Here is a 14,046-nt window from a genome sequence, read left to right as displayed (position 1 = left end):
GAGGGCCGAACGCGCCGGGCGCAGGGCGGCTTCCATGAAAACGAAAAGAGCACGGGGAAAATTAGGGGCGCTCGACGATAGCATTGCGGCGCGCTCAAGATCGAGCGCCGCCCGCGCGGCGCATCGCGGATGAATCCGCTCCTACGTTTGCCAGGCTTGGTTGCACGACAGGATATCGTCTGGTGCTACTGGGATTCACTCCCCCATCCCAAGGCCTTGTACAGCGCAATCGCATCCAGGTACGAGGCCGTCTCCGCCTCCGCCACCTCGCGCTTGATCAAGAACAGCGCGCGCTGGTTCTCGAGCACCGCCAGGTAGGTGCCGGCGCCGCGCCGATAGCGCTTGTTGGCGATATCGATGGCCTCGCTGCCGTGCCCGGCCGAGGCTACCAGGCTTTGCAGCCGCGCCTGGTTGCGCACCAGTTGCGTGACGGCGTTCTCCACTTCCTCGCGGGCCAGCAGCACCGCCTGCTGGTAGCGCGCCTGGCTGCCCTCGGCCAGCGCCTCGCGCACCCGCAGGCGCGCACGGGCATTGCCCAGGCGCAAGGCCGGCCAGGTGACCATCGGCGCCAGCTCATAAGCGCGGGCCGCGCTGCCCAGGTCGCCGCTGCGCAAGGCGAAGAAACCAATGAACCCGCCCAGGTCCAGGCGCGGGTACAGCTCGGCAGTGGCCGCACCGACGTCCTCGGTGCTGGCCGCCAGCTCGCGCTCGGCACTGACCACATCAGGTCGCTGGCCAATCAGCGCATCGACGTCGCCCAGCGGCAACTGGCGCGCCAACGGCGGCAGGAACGGTGCGGCGCCCTGCTCCAGGCTGCCCGGCACCTGCCCGGTCAACACATCGAGGCGATAGCTGGCCTGCTCGATGGCCGCCTGCAATGGCGGTACCGCGGCCTCGCTGAGCAACAGGTTGGCATGGGCGTTCTGCTGATCCTCGTACTGGCCACTGCCGGCGCGCACCTGGGCGCTGGTCAGTTGCAGGGTCTCGCGCCAGGCCTCGACCTGGTCCTCGGCCACGACGAGGCTGCGCTTGAGGCCGAGCTTGAGGTAGTAGTTGCGCGCTACTTCGGCGGCGATGCTCAGGCGCACCTGGCGCAGGTCCGCCGCCGCCGCGTCGGCACGCGCCTCGGCGGCATCGGTCAGGCGTTGCAGCCGGCCGAACAGGTCGATCTCCCACTGCACGTCGAACCCGGCGCGGTACTGCTCGGTGCGCATGCGTCGCGGGTCGCTGCCATCGGCCGGTTGCTGCTGCTCCAGGCTCTGGTTGTAGCCGGCGCGGGCAGTGACCCAGGGGTAGCGGTCGAGGCTGCGGTCGTCGAACAGCGCCCGCGCCGCCAGCAGGTTGGCATGAGCCTGGCGGATATCGTGGTTGTTGGCCAGGGCCTGGTCGACCAGGCGCACCAGTTGCGGATCGTCGAAGAACCGCCACCACTGCTCCGGCATCTCGCCACGGGCGGCGAAGGCGGCGCGCTGCGGACTGTGCAGGCCACTTACAGGTGCCTCGGGCTTGCGGTAGTCGGGGCCGACGCTGCAGGCCGACAAGGCCAGGGCCATCAGGGATACGACGAATACCGGCTTCATGGCTGGCTCTCCAGGGTTTCGGCCAACGAGCGGGCCCGCGCCGAACGCGCCGTGCTGGCATGGTCACGGGCCAGCAGGCTGTAAATGGTCGGCAGCACGAACAAGGTGAACAAGGTGCCGACCAGCATCCCGGTGACGATCACCACGCCGAGCCCGAAGCGGCTGGCGGCGCCGGCTCCGGAGGCGAACAACAGCGGGATCAGGCCCACCACCATGGCCGCCGTGGTCATCAGGATCGGCCGCAGGCGGATCTGCGCCGCCTTGCCGATGGCCGTGCGCCGGTCCAGATGCTGCTCGGCCTGCAAGGTGTTGGCGAACTCGACCATGAGGATGCCGTGCTTGCTGATCAGGCCGATCAGCGTCACCAGGCCGATCTGCGTGTAGATGTTCACCGTGGCCACCCCCAGCGCCAGTGGCAGCAGCGCGCCACTGATCGACAGCGGCACGGTGATCAGGATGATCAGCGGATCGACCAGGCTCTCGTACTGCGCCGCCAGCACCAGGTAGATCACCACCACGGCGGCGAGGAAGGCCAGCATCAGGGCATTGCCTTCCTGCTGGTACTGGCGCGCGTCGGACTGCCAGTCGATGCTGAAGCCCGCCGGCAACTCGGCGGCGACCTGCTCGAGGAAGGCCACGGTGTCGCCCAGGGTGACGCCGGCCGCCGGAATACCCTGGAAGGTCGCGGCGTTCTGCTGGTTGAACTGGGTCAGGCGGTTGGGCTCGACCTGCTCGCTGACCTGCACCACGGTGGACAGCGGCACCAGCCTGCCCTCCTCGCTGCGCACGTACTGCCGGGTCAGGGCCTGCGGGGTCAGGCGCTGGTCGCGCGGGCTCTGCGCGATCACATCATAGGAGCGGCCATCCAGGCCGAAACGGTTGAGGTAGTTCTCGCCCACCAGCACCGCCAGCGACTCGCCGATGTCCTGCATGCGGATACCCATGCTGTTGGCCTTGGCCCGGTCGACGCGCACCTGCACCACCGGGTTGTTGTAGTCCAGGTCGCTGTCGACCACGGCGAACAGGCCGCTCTGCCGCGCCTTGGCCTTGACCTGCTCCATGGTGTCGAACAGCACTCGGTAGTCCTGCGAGCTACGCAGCACCATCTGCACCGGCAGGCCGCCGGTGGAGCCCGGCAGCGCGGGCAGCTGGAAGGCGAAGATGCTGGTGCCCTCGACATCGTTCACCGCCGCCTGCAGGTCGAGCTGGATCTGCGAGGCATTGCGTTCGCGCTCGTTCCACGGTTGCAGGTTGATGCCGCCAATACCTGAGGCGATGCCGTCGCTACCGTTGATAATCCAGGTGCTGACGGTCTCTGGCAGGGTCCGGTAGACCGCGTCGAGCTTGTCGGCGAAGCGTTCGACATAGGCCAGGTTGGCGTGCTGTGGCGCCTTGATCGCAGTGAGCAGCCCGGCCTGATCCTCGGTCGGCGCCAGCTCGCGCTGCGGCAAGGCGTACAGCAGCGGCAGGCTAACCAGCACCAGCAAGGCGAAACCGACGCTGATCCAGCGGTGTTTCAGCGAGAAGCCCAGCACATGGGCGTAGCGCTCGGCCAGCCAGTCGAAGAAACGGTTGGCCGCATGGGCCATGCGCCCCTCGGACTGGCGGGCATCGAGCAGGAACGAGCTCATCACCGGCGACAGGGTCAGGGCCACCACGCCGGAGACCACCACCGCTCCGGCCAGGGTCAGGGCGAACTCGCGGAACAGCGCGCCGGTCAGGCCGCCCATCATGCCGATCGGCGCGTACACCGCCGCCAGGGTGATGGTCATGGCGATCACCGGCCCGGCTACCTCACGGGCGCCGATCAACGCCGCCGCCACCGGGGTGCGCCCTTCCTCGATATGGCGGTGGACGTTCTCCACCACGACGATGGCGTCGTCCACCACCAGCCCCACCGCCAACACCATGGCCAGCAGGGTGAGCAGGTTGACGCTGAAGCCGAACGCCAGCATCAACGCCGCGGCGCCGAGCATCGACAGCGGGATGGTCACCACCGGAATCAGCACCGTGCGCAGCGAGCCCAGGCACAGGTAGATCACCACCACGACGATTGCCAGGGCCTCGAGCAAGGTCTTGGTGACCTCGTCGATGGAGGCCTGGATGAAGCGCGCCGTCTCGAAGGCAAGCTCGGCCTTGACGTCCGGCGGCAGGGTCTGGCGAATCTGCGGCAGCAATTGGCGGATGCCGTCGACGATCACCAGCGGGTTACCGCCCGGGGTGGCGAACAGCCCCAGGTGCACCGCCGCTACGCCGTCCATGCTGGCGCTGGTCTCGGCCGAAGCCGCGCCCAGCTCGACCGTGCCGATGTCGCGGATGCGCACCAGGCCGTTGCCGTCGTTACGGATCACCAGCTCGCGGAAATCGCCGACCGAGGTCAGGTCGGTGTCAACGCGGATGTTGGCGATCACGTACTGGCCCTTCACCTTGCCCGGCGCCGCCTGGTAGTTGTTGCGGCGCACCGCCTCGGCCACGTCGGCCGCGGTCAGGCCCCGGGCGGCCAGGCGCGCCGGGTCGATCCACAGGCGCATGGACAAGGTCTGGCCGCCGAACACCTGGACCTTGGCCACGCCCTCGATGGTGCTGAGCAGCGGCTCGACCACCCGGGTGAGGTAGTCGGTCATGGCCGGGATCGGCAGGCTCGCGCTGGCGAAGCCGATGTAGGCCACCGCCGTGGACTCGCCGGCCGAGCGCTCGATCACCGGATCGTAGGCCCGCTCCGGCAGGCGGAAGCGCACCTGGTTGACCTTGGCCATCACCTCGGTGAGGGCCTGGGTCGAGTCGCGGTTCAGCTCCATGCGCACGGTCACCAGGCTACGGCCCTGCACCGACGAGGACGACAGGTAGTCGATGCCCTCCACCGACGACACCGCCTGGGCGATCGGCTGGGTAACGAAACCCTGCATCAGCTCGGCGGGGGCGCCGGGGTACTCGGTGGTCACGGTGATGGTCGAGCTTTCCAGCAAGGGGTACTGGCGGATCGGCAACTGCAGCAGCGACAGCAGCCCCAGCAGCAGGATCAAGGTGCTGACCACCAGCGCCAGCACAGGCCGGCGCACGAACAGGTCGGTGAATGTCATGGCGTTTTCTCGCTGGGGTCAGGCGCCGCTGGCCGGGGCCTGCAGGGTGTCTTCGGTGGCTTGCACGGCGGCGCCGTCGCTCAGGCGCAACTGCCCGGACACCACTACCTGGTCGTCCTCGCGCAAGCCCTGCTCGATCACCACCCGGCCGGCCTGGCGTTCACCGGTACGCACTGCCACGCGCTGGACCACCAGGGCATCGGCGGCGGCATCGTGGCGGGCGACGAACACCGTGTCGCCGTAAGCGGTGTAGGCCACGGCGGTTTCCGGCACGGTCAGCACCTGGCCGTCATCGGGGCTGGCTACCTGCACGCTGGCATACATGCCGGCCGACAGGCGCGCATCGGGCTTGGCCAGGGTGGCCTGCACCTGCACCGTGCGCGAACGGCCGATCAAGGGGTCGATGGCGGTGATATGCGCGGTGAAGGCCGTATCGGGGAAGGCGTCCAAGCGCACCTCGACCGCTTGGCCGGTGCGCAGCTGGGCACTGAGCTGCTCCTCGAGGGAGAAGTTTACGTACAGGCTGCGGGTGTCGATCAGGCTGACCACCGGGTCGCCGACATTGAGGTACTGACCCTGGTTCACCCGGCGGATGCCCAGGCGCCCGTCGAAGGGTGCGCGCACCGCCTTCTGGGCGATCACCGCCTCGGTACGGGCCAGCTCGCCCTGGGCCATGTCGCGGGCCGCCAGGGCGTTGTCCAGCTGTTCCTGGGTGGCGGCGTTCTCGCGCAGCAGGTCCTTGACCCGCCGGTAGTTGGTCCGCGCATTGTCCAGCTGGGCCTTCAGGCGCAGGCGCTCGGCCTGCTCCGGGGCATCGTTGAGGGTGACCAGCACATCACCCTTGCGCACCTGCTGGCCGGAGCTGAAGTTGATCGCCGTCACCCGCCCGCCGATTTCGGCCGACACCAGCACCTGGTGCACCGCCTCCAACTCGCCGACGCCGGCGAAGGCGCGTTTCTGCGGTGCTTTCTGTACCGTGGCCAGGGCCACCTTGACCAGGTGCCGCGGCGCGGCTGCCGTGGCCTGGGCCTGCCCGGTGTGGCGCCAGGCCAGGCCACCGGCGGTGACCAGGGCCAGCACCAGGGCACTGCCAAGTATTGCCTTGCTATTCATTGCGCGTCCTCGCCTCAGGCCCAATCCAGGTTGAACAGGAAGAACGCCAGGGTCGCCCACAGCACCAGCACCAGGTGGGTGAGTTGCAGACCTTCCTGGCGTATCCAGTAGCCGAACCACAGGCCCCCGAGCAGCATGGCGAAGGTGAAGGCAAGGAAGGCGCCAAGCGCCAGGTTCAACCAGGTGCGGGCCATGAGCGGGTCCTGCACGACGATAAGCCCATAGGTGCCGACCCAGGCCGCCAGGCTGGCGACGATCTGCAGCAGCAGGATCACCAGCAGCGCGGCGCGGGCCAGGCCCGCCGAATGACAGGCCCTGCGCAACAAGGGGAATTCAATGGCCGGCGGCTGGCGCAGTGGCGCCATGGCCAAGGTGGCGCCAATGGCGCCGACGGAGCTGGCGAAAGCCTGCAGGTTGTTCAATACCGCGATGCTCAGCCACAACGCCAGGCCCACGGCCTGGATGGCCTGGAACAGCCACAGGGAGGTGTGCAAATCCATATCAACGTCCGTATTGATGGCCTGGGCGGGACGCCAGGCAATTACACAAGAAAACGCTTGGATATTAGAGGCAGCCTTGCCGATACACAAGCGCCCCTATTACAGGGGCGCATGATCGAGGGAGCGTTGATGCGGGTCAGTGCCCCGGCGTTGCCCGGGGCAGGTAATGTGACAGCGCAGCGCTAGACAAGCTCACGCCTGCCCAGGCACTCGGGTCAGGGCTTCGCGAAAGCGCTGGGTACTGGCCAGCGCCAGCACCAGGCCGACAACCGCCACGCCGCCCCCTACCAGGCCGATATGCGCCACGCCCACCTGGCTGCTGACAATGCTGCCAAGCAACGCACCGCCGCCGATACCGATGTTGTAGATACCGGAGAACAACGCCATGGCCACGTCGGTGGCATCCGAGGCAAGCTTGAGGGTCTTGGACTGCAAGGCCAGGCTGAAGCTCAGGATCGCCACGCCCCAGACCATGCTCAGGGCGGCGAACACCTGGAAATTACCCGACAGCGGCAACAGCAACAGCAGGCACGCGGCAAGCGCGCCGATGGCGCCCACGAGGAATCCATGGGGGAAACGCTCGCTGTAGCGGCTGAACAGCACCGAGCCGAACACCCCGGCACCGCCGTACAGCAACAGCAGCAACGTGGTGTGTTCGCCACTGATCCGCGCCACGTGCAGGGCGAAGGGTTCGATGTAGCTGTAGGCGGTGAACTGCGCGGTGATCACCAGGGTCACCAACATGTAGGTGATCACCAGCGCCGGACGCTTGAACAGCACCGGCAGGCTGCGCAGCGAGCCGGAGTTCTGGCTCGGTAGCAGCGGCAGCGACTTCATCAGGCAGAGCATGGTCGCCAGCGCCACCCCGGCGATACACAGGAAGGTGATGCGCCAGCCCAGCGCCTCACCCACCACGCGCCCCAGCGGGATGCCCATGACCATCGCCAGGGTGGTGCCGGTGGCCAGCAGGCCCAGCGCCTTGGCCTGCTGGCCGGGCGGCGCCACGCGCACCGCCAGCGACGCGGTGATGGCCCAGAACACGGCATGGGCCAGGGCGATGCCGATGCGGCTGACCAGCAGCATGGCGAAGCTCTGCGACAGCCACGACATCAGGTGGCTGACGATGAATACCAGGAACACCAGCAGCAGCAGGCGGCGGCGCTCGATGTTGCGGGTCACCAGCATCATCGGCAGCGAGGCCAGCGCCACCACCCAGGCGTAGATGGTCAGCATCAGGCCGACCTGCGCGGTGCTCATCTCGAAGCTGCGGCCGATATCGCTGAGCAGCGCCACCGGGACGAACTCGGTGGTATTGAAGATGAACGCCGCCAGCGCCAGGGCGATGACGCTCAGCCAACTGCCGCTGCCGGCGGTGGGAGGCATGGAGGTGGGGACGGGACCATTCATGTGAAGACGCTTTTCTCCGCGGACAAGGCAACAGGACGCGCATCGCCTGCCCAGATGCCAGGCCGGTGACGCACGTTTTTTATTGGAAGGATGTCCGGCATGGTACGCATCAAGGCGGGGCCTCACAACCGCAGGTGCGGACGGAGTACCATGCGCGCCTGCGTGCACCTTTTTGTCGCACATCACCTACCCTGCGGAACAAGGAGTTCGATCCGCCCATGGACAAGCAGCACCCCCAGCAGCAATGGCGCGAGGCGGTCATCGCCTATGCCGAGGCCATCAACCGCTATGTCGCGCAGGGCCGCGCGCAAGGCTGGGACAATCTGGAGGAACCACAGGCAGCGGCCACCGAGCACCTGCTCGAGGCCTGGCAGGCGGCGCTGCTGGCCATCAACCGCCCGGGCACCGACGAGCAGCAACGCCAGCTGTTCCGCGAAGCCTGGCCCCCGGCTCACCTGCCGCTGCTGCCATTGCTCGACGAACAGGCCCAGGGCATCGGCAACCTGCTGCTGCTCGACGACGGCAGCCTGCTGGTGCGCATCGGCATGCCGTTCGAGCGCGGCCAGGTGCTGCGCCTCGATGGCCAGGGCGTCACGCCGGTGATCGGTGTCGAGCACTTCGGGCGTTGCCCAGGGCGGCGCTACTACGCCCTGGCCAACGCCGAGGGGGTACGCGTGACCGATGGCTGGGGCGGCCCGCAGGTGGCCCGGCTGGCCTGGCCCCATGGCCTGGAAGGTTTGCCGGCGGGCTACCCGTTCGACCCCTTCGACTTGCCGCCGACGCCCACCGCGCTGCTGCCCTTCCCCGATGGCCAGCGGGTGCTGCTGGTCAGCAGCGACGGCATCTTCGTGCTTGCCGCCGCCGGCGCCACGCGCCTGCTGCCACGCGAGGACGACATTCTCGCGGAACTGCGCCAGGGCACCGACCCGGACGACATCGCCCTGGGCCTGACCATGGCACATGCCGCGCTGTCACCGGACGGCAGGCTGGTTGCCCTGGGCGAACAATGCGGCCGTCACCTGGTGCTCGACGAGCAGTTCAGGCGCATCGCAGAGATCGGCCCGGCCAGCGAATACCCGCACTTCGCGCTGTTCAACCGCCGGGGCGACCAGTTGATTCTCAATGCCTGCCACTTCTATCAGGGCAGTACCGTCGGCGTGCGGGTGGCCGACCTGTCGGGGCTGGATACCGGTTTCTACAGCAACGATCCGCGCACGCCACTGCTACAGTGCGGCGCAAGGGTCTATGCCGGGGTGGCCCGTGACGGCGAGTACATCGTCGGTGACGCCCATGGCTACCTGCGCGCCTTCGGCGAGGATGGCCACGAGCACTGGCAGCACTATCTTGGTTCGACCATCAGCGCCATGGACATCAGCGCCGACGGCCGCACCCTGGTGGTAGCCAGCCATGCCGGGTTCATTTCGCAGATCGCCCTGGACCGTGGCCGACCGCAGTGGCAGATCGGCACGGGGGCGCATGGCGAGGTGCGGCGCTGGTTGTGCTGGAAAGGCTTCGACCGGCCGTTGGCCTGGTAGGTCGCTGGCGCGGGCCTGCGGCAAGGCATCCGTCTCAGGAAGCCGTCGTCGCCTGCTCGCCCTCCTCGACCCGCGCCGCATAACGTTGTGCCAGCACCGCGCAGACCATCAGCTGGATCTGGTGGAACAGCATCAACGGCAGGATCATCGCGCCGATGCCACCGCCGACGAACAGCACCTGGGCCATGGGCACGCCGGTCGCCAGGCTCTTCTTGGAACCCGCGAAAAGGATGGTGATGCGGTCCTCGAGATTGAAGCCCAGCAGCCGCCCGAGCAGCCGCGTGCCGAGCAGCACCACCGCCAGCAGGATCCCGCACACGGCGAACAGGCCCGCCAGGTGCTGCGGCGACACCGTATGCCACAACCCTGTCACCACCGCCTCGCTGAACGCGGTGTACACCACCAGCAGGATCGAGCCCTGGTCCACCAGTTTCAGCCAGCGCGCATTGCGCTTGACCCAGGCACCGATCCAGCGGCGGGCGATCTGCCCGGCGACGAAGGGCACCAGCAACTGCAAGGTGATCTTCAGCACCGCGTCCAGCCCGGAGCCGGTGTCGCCCGAGGCGCCCAGCAGCATCACCACCAACAGCGGCGTGAGGAAGATCCCCAGCAGGCTCGAGGCCGCCGCGCTGCAGATCGCCGCCGGCACGTTGCCACGGGCCAGCGAGGTAAAGGCGATGGCCGACTGCACCGTGGCCGGCAAGGCGCACAGGTAGAGCACGCCCAGGTACAGCTCGTTGCCCACCAGCGGCACGAACAGCGGCTTGAACGCCAGCCCCAGCAGCGGGAACAGCACGAAGGTGCAGGAGAACACCAGCAGGTGCAGGCGCCAGTGGCCGGCACCGGCGATGATCGCCTCGCGCGACAGCTTGGCGCCGTGCAGGAAGAACAGCAGGCCGATGGCCAGGTTGGTCAGCCACCCAAACAGCACCGCGCCCTCGCCTGCGCACGGCAGCACGGTGGCGATGAACACCACCCCGAGCAGGGCCAGGGTGAAGTTGTCGAACAGCATGCGCAGATATCTCATCACAGGTTCCGTCTTGTCTTTGTGCAAGCCTGGACGATAAGGTCTCGGCCTTTATGCCGCTAACGCCGGAACCCCCGTCAGTGTCGCCCAACGGACAACCCGGCGGCTGAATCACGAAAAGGAACCTTGCACCATGAAACGTCCCCCACACCTGCTGCTGGCCACCGCCCTGACGCTGGCCGCGCCACCACTGTTGGCAGGCGACCTGCAGCACAGCGTCGATGGCGTCATCCAGCCGCTGATGCGCGAGCACGGCATCGCCGGCATGGCCGTGGCAGTGTATGCCAATGGCCAAGCGCATTACTTCAACTATGGCCTGGCCGACAAGGCCAGCGGCCAGGCCGTGACCCGCGACACTCTGTTCGAGGTCGGCTCGGTGAGCAAGACCTACACCGCCACCCTCGCCGCCCTGGCCAGCGCCGAAGGCAAGCTCGACCTCGCGGCGCCCGCCAGCCGCTACCAACCCGCCCTGGCCAAGGCGCCGATCGGCAGCGCCACGGTGCTTGAGCTGGGCGCCTACAGCGGCGACTGCCTGCCGCTGCAGTTCCCCGACGAGGTGCAGACGAAGGAGCAGACCCTGGCCTGGTTCCAGCACTGGCAACGCCGCGCCGAACCCGGCACCCAGCGCTGCTACTCGAACCCCAGCCTGGGCCTGTTCGGTGACCTGGCAGCTCGCGCGCAGAAGCGGCCATTCGCCGAGCTGATGACCCAGGGGCTGCTGCCCCGGTTGGGCCTCGAGCACACCTACCTGGAAGTACCAGCCAACGTCCGTGGCCTCTATGCCCAGGGGTACGACGCCAAAGACAAGCCGGTGCGGGTCAGCCCGGGCCCTTACGCCGAGCAGGCCTACGGCATCAAGACCAGCGCCAGCGACCTGTTGCGCTATGTCCAGTTGCAACTGCAACCGGCCGCACTCGACCCCGCCCTGCGCCAAGCCATCGCCATCACCCAGTCCGGTTACTTCCAGGTCGGCGCCATGACCCAGGGCCTGGGCTGGGAGCGCTACCCCTATCCAGTCGCCCTCGACACCCTGCTGGACTACAACGGCGCCAGGCTGGTCCGCGAGCCCAACGCCACCCGCGCACTGACCCCGGCACTGCCCGCCGAATCCGCCGCCTGGTACAACAAGACCGGCGCGACCAGCGGTTTTGGCGCCTACGTGGCGTTCGTGCCGTCGAAACAGATGGGCATCGTGCTGCTGGCCAACCGCAACTATCCCAACGAGGAGCGGGTACGCGCCGCACAGCGCATCTTCTCCAGCCTGGAGCGCTGACATGCTCAGAGTCCTTGGCAAGGCCTCGTCGATCAATGTACGCAAGGTACTGTGGACCTGCGTCGAACTGAACCTGCCGTTCGTACGCGAGGACTGGGGTAGCGGCTTCCAGTCCACCGACTCGCCCGAGTTCCTCAGGCTCAATCCCAATGCCATGGTGCCGGTGATCGTCGATGGCGATTTCGTCCTGTGGGAGTCCAACACCATCCTGCGCTACCTCGCCAACCAGCATGGCGGCGCCCACCTCTACCCTGGCGCTCCCCGGGCTCGCGCCGCGGTGGACCAGTGGCTGGACTGGCAGGCTACCGACCTCAACGACGCCTGGCGCTACCCGTTCCTGTCGCTGGTGCGCCAGTCCCCGGCCCATCAGGAACCGGCGCAACTGGCCAGCACCAGCGCCCAATGGATGGCGAAGATGCGCCTGCTCGAACAGCGCCTTGAAGCGACCGGCGCCTTCGTCGCCGGCGACGCCTTCAGCCTGGCCGACGTGGCCATCGGCCTGTCACTGAACCGCTGGCTACGCACCCCCTTGGAGCACCCGCCGCTGCCAGCGCTTGCCGCCTACCATGCACGCCTGCGACAGCGCCCGGGCTTCCTCGAGCACGGCGACAACGGCTTGCCATGAACACCGGAGGTGGATTGTCAGACAAGATGTAGTGCATGAAAATTTTCACTACAAAGCTGTTGACGCCCTTCCCGGGTCTTGTGCATGATGAGGCCGTCTCCCTGATCGGGAGCGGTGGCAAGGGTGTTCCAGACGGCCTGCGCGGTAACGCAGGCCGTCCGTGGAGAGGGAAACTGCCCAGAAGGCAGCGTGAGAAAGCCCCTGTTGCGAAGCTGCTGTAGCAGCCTTGGTTAGCGCGCTACATGGTGTGGCGCCAATGTGAACTTCAGACGAACTTCACCAACGAATGTGAGTAATGGGGGCTTTATGATGAACTTGAACAACAATCCAACCATCGACCAACTGGCCCAGCTGTTCGCCGCGCGCAAGGACAGCCTCGACGACCACCTGCTGTGGGTCAGCCAGTCCGGCGAGGTCCGCCTGGATCGCCTGCCGCCGAACACGGTCGAAGACGAGTTCGAATCGCACATGCCGAGCATGCGCGCCCGTTTCAAGGTCTACCGCCGTGGCCAGGGCTACGTCGGCAAGAAGGCCGCCGCCGACACCTCTTTCGTCGGTCGTGTGCTCGAGACCCTGCAACAAGAATGGCCGACCGCCCGTGAGCGGCAGGCAATCAAGGTGATCGACGCGTTGAACTGATCCCGCGGCTTTACACCGTTTCTTGAGCCCGGCCCGACAAAGGCCGGGCTTTTTCATGCCTGGCGCCTGCGCGGCATGGCTTCGGGCAGCGGCAAGGCGCCCGTGGCCAGGGCGCGGGCGCGGTCAACGCCCCACACCAGGGCGCGGGTCATGGTCTCGCCCGGGCGCGAGGGGTAGTACTCCTCCAGCAATGCCTTGCCGTCGCGGGCGTACAGCCCGAGAAACAGCTGCGTGGCACCAACCCTGGACAGGCGCACCTGCACATCGAAGCTGGTGCCGTCGCTCAACTCCTCGTCATGGCTGCGGCTGTGCAACTGTGCATCGGCCCATTGCCAGTAGGTCTCTTCCCTGATTCGCATTGAAGTCGATACTCCGTGTCTGAAATGCCGCGCAAGAAAAGCACAGCCTCGAGCCGGCGGCGAGGGGGACGCGCCGATACCATGAGCGGGATCAAGAAATGACGGGAAATGCGTGCCGTTGGGCGGTTTTGCAGTGTTCGGACAAACATGATCGCGGGGCAAGCCCGCCCCCACAGATTTCTAGCAACGTCTGTGGGAGCGGGCTTGCCCCGCTATTGTGCTGTTTCACTTTTTCGACGGGACACGCGGCGTGAACCGCCCCTTCTTGGCCCGTTGCAGGTGCGCCGGCTGCAGTTGCTCCGATTCGTCCAGGGTCATGTTGGCAAAGCCCAGGCGCAAGGCCGCTTGCCCGCAGCGCACCTGGCTGTTGATCGGAAACGCATCGTTCAGGTCTTCAAAAAAAGATTCGCTCATGCCCTGACTCCCTCCAATGGCGACCGTGCCGGCAGGCAATGCACCTGCCTAGTGAAGCAGCGGCCCGTTGAAGTGAGACTAGCCGGTCATTTGCAGACCAGCCGGACAAAACCTCCTTGCCCGACCAGTGGCAACTGGCCTTACTTCAGGCGCACCGCCGTACCGGTGGCGAACACCACGACCATGCCGCCCTGCACCGACGGCATGCTGATCTCGAAGTCCACGCCCACCACTGCATCGGCCTGCAACTGCCGTGCCCGCGCCACAAGCTCCTCGGTGGCCTGCTCGCGGGCCAGCTTCAGCGCGCTCTCCAGGGTCTGCGAACGGCCACCGAAGAAGTCGCGAAAGCGTGCGAAGAAATCGCGCACGAAGTTGATCCCCTGCACCGATTCGGCGCTGACCACACCGAGGTATTCGGCAACGGGACGGCCTTCGAGCTGGCTGGTGGTGCTGATGATCATGGGTGAAGCTCCTGGAACAAGACAAAAGAGCAC

The 14,046-nt window shown here is 67.0% G+C and carries 13 protein-coding genes; 4 read left to right on the top strand and 9 right to left on the bottom strand.

Annotated features, from left to right (window positions below):
* Positions 1 to 185: 185 nt before the first annotated feature.
* From CCOS191_RS10970 to CCOS191_RS10950, 5 genes are all read right to left on the bottom strand, one after another.
* A complete protein-coding gene (locus CCOS191_RS10970; protein WP_046855217.1) occupies positions 186 to 1,580 on the bottom strand; it encodes an efflux transporter outer membrane subunit in 1,395 nt (464 codons plus the stop codon).
* Positions 1,577 to 4,660 carry a MexW/MexI family multidrug efflux RND transporter permease subunit gene (locus CCOS191_RS10965; protein WP_046855216.1) on the bottom strand — a complete coding sequence of 1,028 codons (3,084 nt, stop codon included), beginning with the start codon at positions 4,658 to 4,660 and terminating at the stop codon, positions 1,577 to 1,579. Before CCOS191_RS10965 ends, CCOS191_RS10970 begins: the two co-directional genes overlap by 4 nt.
* Positions 4,661 to 4,678: 18 nt before the next feature.
* Positions 4,679 to 5,773 carry an efflux RND transporter periplasmic adaptor subunit gene (locus CCOS191_RS10960; protein WP_046855215.1) on the bottom strand — a complete coding sequence of 365 codons (1,095 nt, stop codon included), beginning with the start codon at positions 5,771 to 5,773 and terminating at the stop codon, positions 4,679 to 4,681.
* Positions 5,774 to 5,787: 14 nt separating this feature from the next.
* Entirely contained in the window at positions 5,788 to 6,273 is a 486-nt protein-coding gene (locus tag CCOS191_RS10955) for a DUF2165 family protein (protein ID WP_046855214.1), read from the bottom strand.
* Positions 6,274 to 6,465: 192 nt separating this feature from the next.
* The gene (locus CCOS191_RS10950; protein ID WP_046855213.1) at positions 6,466 to 7,680 is read right to left on the bottom strand and encodes a sugar transporter; all 1,215 of its coding nucleotides are present in this window, start codon (positions 7,678 to 7,680) and stop codon (positions 6,466 to 6,468) included.
* Positions 7,681 to 7,898: 218 nt separating this feature from the next.
* Between CCOS191_RS10950 and CCOS191_RS10945 the strand changes: the two genes are divergently transcribed.
* Complete coding sequence (locus CCOS191_RS10945) at positions 7,899 to 9,215, top strand: hypothetical protein (RefSeq protein ID WP_046855212.1); 1,317 nt, start codon at positions 7,899 to 7,901, stop codon at positions 9,213 to 9,215.
* A gap of 34 nt (positions 9,216 to 9,249) precedes the next feature.
* On the opposite strand, the gene CCOS191_RS10940 is transcribed toward CCOS191_RS10945, so the two are convergent.
* Positions 9,250 to 10,242 carry a bile acid:sodium symporter family protein gene (locus CCOS191_RS10940; protein ID WP_046855211.1) on the bottom strand — a complete coding sequence of 331 codons (993 nt, stop codon included), beginning with the start codon at positions 10,240 to 10,242 and terminating at the stop codon, positions 9,250 to 9,252.
* A gap of 133 nt (positions 10,243 to 10,375) precedes the next feature.
* On the opposite strand from CCOS191_RS10940, the gene ampC reads away from it, so the two are divergent.
* From ampC to CCOS191_RS10925, 3 genes are all read left to right on the top strand, one after another.
* Positions 10,376 to 11,515, top strand: a complete 1,140-nt coding sequence (gene ampC, locus CCOS191_RS10935) for a class C beta-lactamase (RefSeq protein WP_046855210.1) — start codon at positions 10,376 to 10,378, stop codon at positions 11,513 to 11,515.
* 1 nt (position 11,516) lies between these two features.
* Positions 11,517 to 12,140 (top strand): glutathione S-transferase family protein, encoded by a 624-nt coding sequence (locus tag CCOS191_RS10930; RefSeq protein WP_046855209.1) that lies wholly within the window; start codon positions 11,517 to 11,519, stop codon positions 12,138 to 12,140.
* A 306-nt stretch (positions 12,141 to 12,446) separates the two neighbouring features.
* Complete coding sequence (locus CCOS191_RS10925) at positions 12,447 to 12,779, top strand: hypothetical protein (RefSeq protein WP_046855208.1); 333 nt, start codon at positions 12,447 to 12,449, stop codon at positions 12,777 to 12,779.
* 53 nt (positions 12,780 to 12,832) lie between these two features.
* On the opposite strand, the gene CCOS191_RS10920 is transcribed toward CCOS191_RS10925, so the two are convergent.
* From CCOS191_RS10920 to CCOS191_RS10910, 3 genes are all read right to left on the bottom strand, one after another.
* The gene (locus CCOS191_RS10920) at positions 12,833 to 13,138 is read right to left on the bottom strand and encodes a hypothetical protein (RefSeq protein WP_046855207.1); all 306 of its coding nucleotides are present in this window, start codon (positions 13,136 to 13,138) and stop codon (positions 12,833 to 12,835) included.
* A 225-nt stretch (positions 13,139 to 13,363) separates the two neighbouring features.
* The gene (locus tag CCOS191_RS10915) at positions 13,364 to 13,552 is read right to left on the bottom strand and encodes a hypothetical protein (protein WP_023632482.1); all 189 of its coding nucleotides are present in this window, start codon (positions 13,550 to 13,552) and stop codon (positions 13,364 to 13,366) included.
* Between the two features lie 140 nt (positions 13,553 to 13,692).
* Positions 13,693 to 14,013, bottom strand: coding sequence for a YbjQ family protein (locus CCOS191_RS10910; RefSeq protein ID WP_023632483.1), 321 nt, complete (start codon positions 14,011 to 14,013; stop codon positions 13,693 to 13,695).
* Between the last annotated feature and the right edge of the window lie 33 nt (positions 14,014 to 14,046).

Source organism: Pseudomonas sp. CCOS 191 (genome assembly GCF_001007005.1).
Lineage (GTDB): Bacteria > Pseudomonadota > Gammaproteobacteria > Pseudomonadales > Pseudomonadaceae > Aquipseudomonas > Aquipseudomonas soli.
Note: the sequence above shows the minus strand (reverse complement) of the source record. Positions and strands in the feature narration are given on the sequence as shown.

Bases quoted from the DNA above. Each gene is read 5' to 3' on its own strand.
- CCOS191_RS10965 (WP_046855216.1), bottom strand. From the start codon at position 4,660: ATGACATTCACCGACCTGTTCGTGCGCCGGCCTGTGCTGGCGCTGGTG.
- CCOS191_RS10960 (WP_046855215.1), bottom strand. From the start codon at position 5,773: ATGAATAGCAAGGCAATACTTGGCAGTGCCCTGGTGCTGGCCCTGGTC.
- CCOS191_RS10910 (WP_023632483.1), bottom strand. From the start codon at position 14,013: ATGATCATCAGCACCACCAGCCAGCTCGAAGGCCGTCCCGTTGCCGAA.
- CCOS191_RS10915 (WP_023632482.1), bottom strand. From the start codon at position 13,552: ATGAGCGAATCTTTTTTTGAAGACCTGAACGATGCGTTTCCGATCAAC.
- CCOS191_RS10930 (WP_046855209.1), top strand. From the start codon at position 11,517: ATGCTCAGAGTCCTTGGCAAGGCCTCGTCGATCAATGTACGCAAGGTA.
- CCOS191_RS10955 (WP_046855214.1), bottom strand. From the start codon at position 6,273: ATGGATTTGCACACCTCCCTGTGGCTGTTCCAGGCCATCCAGGCCGTG.
- ampC (WP_046855210.1), top strand. From the start codon at position 10,376: ATGAAACGTCCCCCACACCTGCTGCTGGCCACCGCCCTGACGCTGGCC.
- CCOS191_RS10970 (WP_046855217.1), bottom strand. From the start codon at position 1,580: ATGAAGCCGGTATTCGTCGTATCCCTGATGGCCCTGGCCTTGTCGGCC.
- CCOS191_RS10925 (WP_046855208.1), top strand. From the start codon at position 12,447: ATGATGAACTTGAACAACAATCCAACCATCGACCAACTGGCCCAGCTG.
- CCOS191_RS10940 (WP_046855211.1), bottom strand. From the start codon at position 10,242: ATGAGATATCTGCGCATGCTGTTCGACAACTTCACCCTGGCCCTGCTC.
- CCOS191_RS10920 (WP_046855207.1), bottom strand. From the start codon at position 13,138: ATGCGAATCAGGGAAGAGACCTACTGGCAATGGGCCGATGCACAGTTG.
- CCOS191_RS10950 (WP_046855213.1), bottom strand. From the start codon at position 7,680: ATGAATGGTCCCGTCCCCACCTCCATGCCTCCCACCGCCGGCAGCGGC.
- CCOS191_RS10945 (WP_046855212.1), top strand. From the start codon at position 7,899: ATGGACAAGCAGCACCCCCAGCAGCAATGGCGCGAGGCGGTCATCGCC.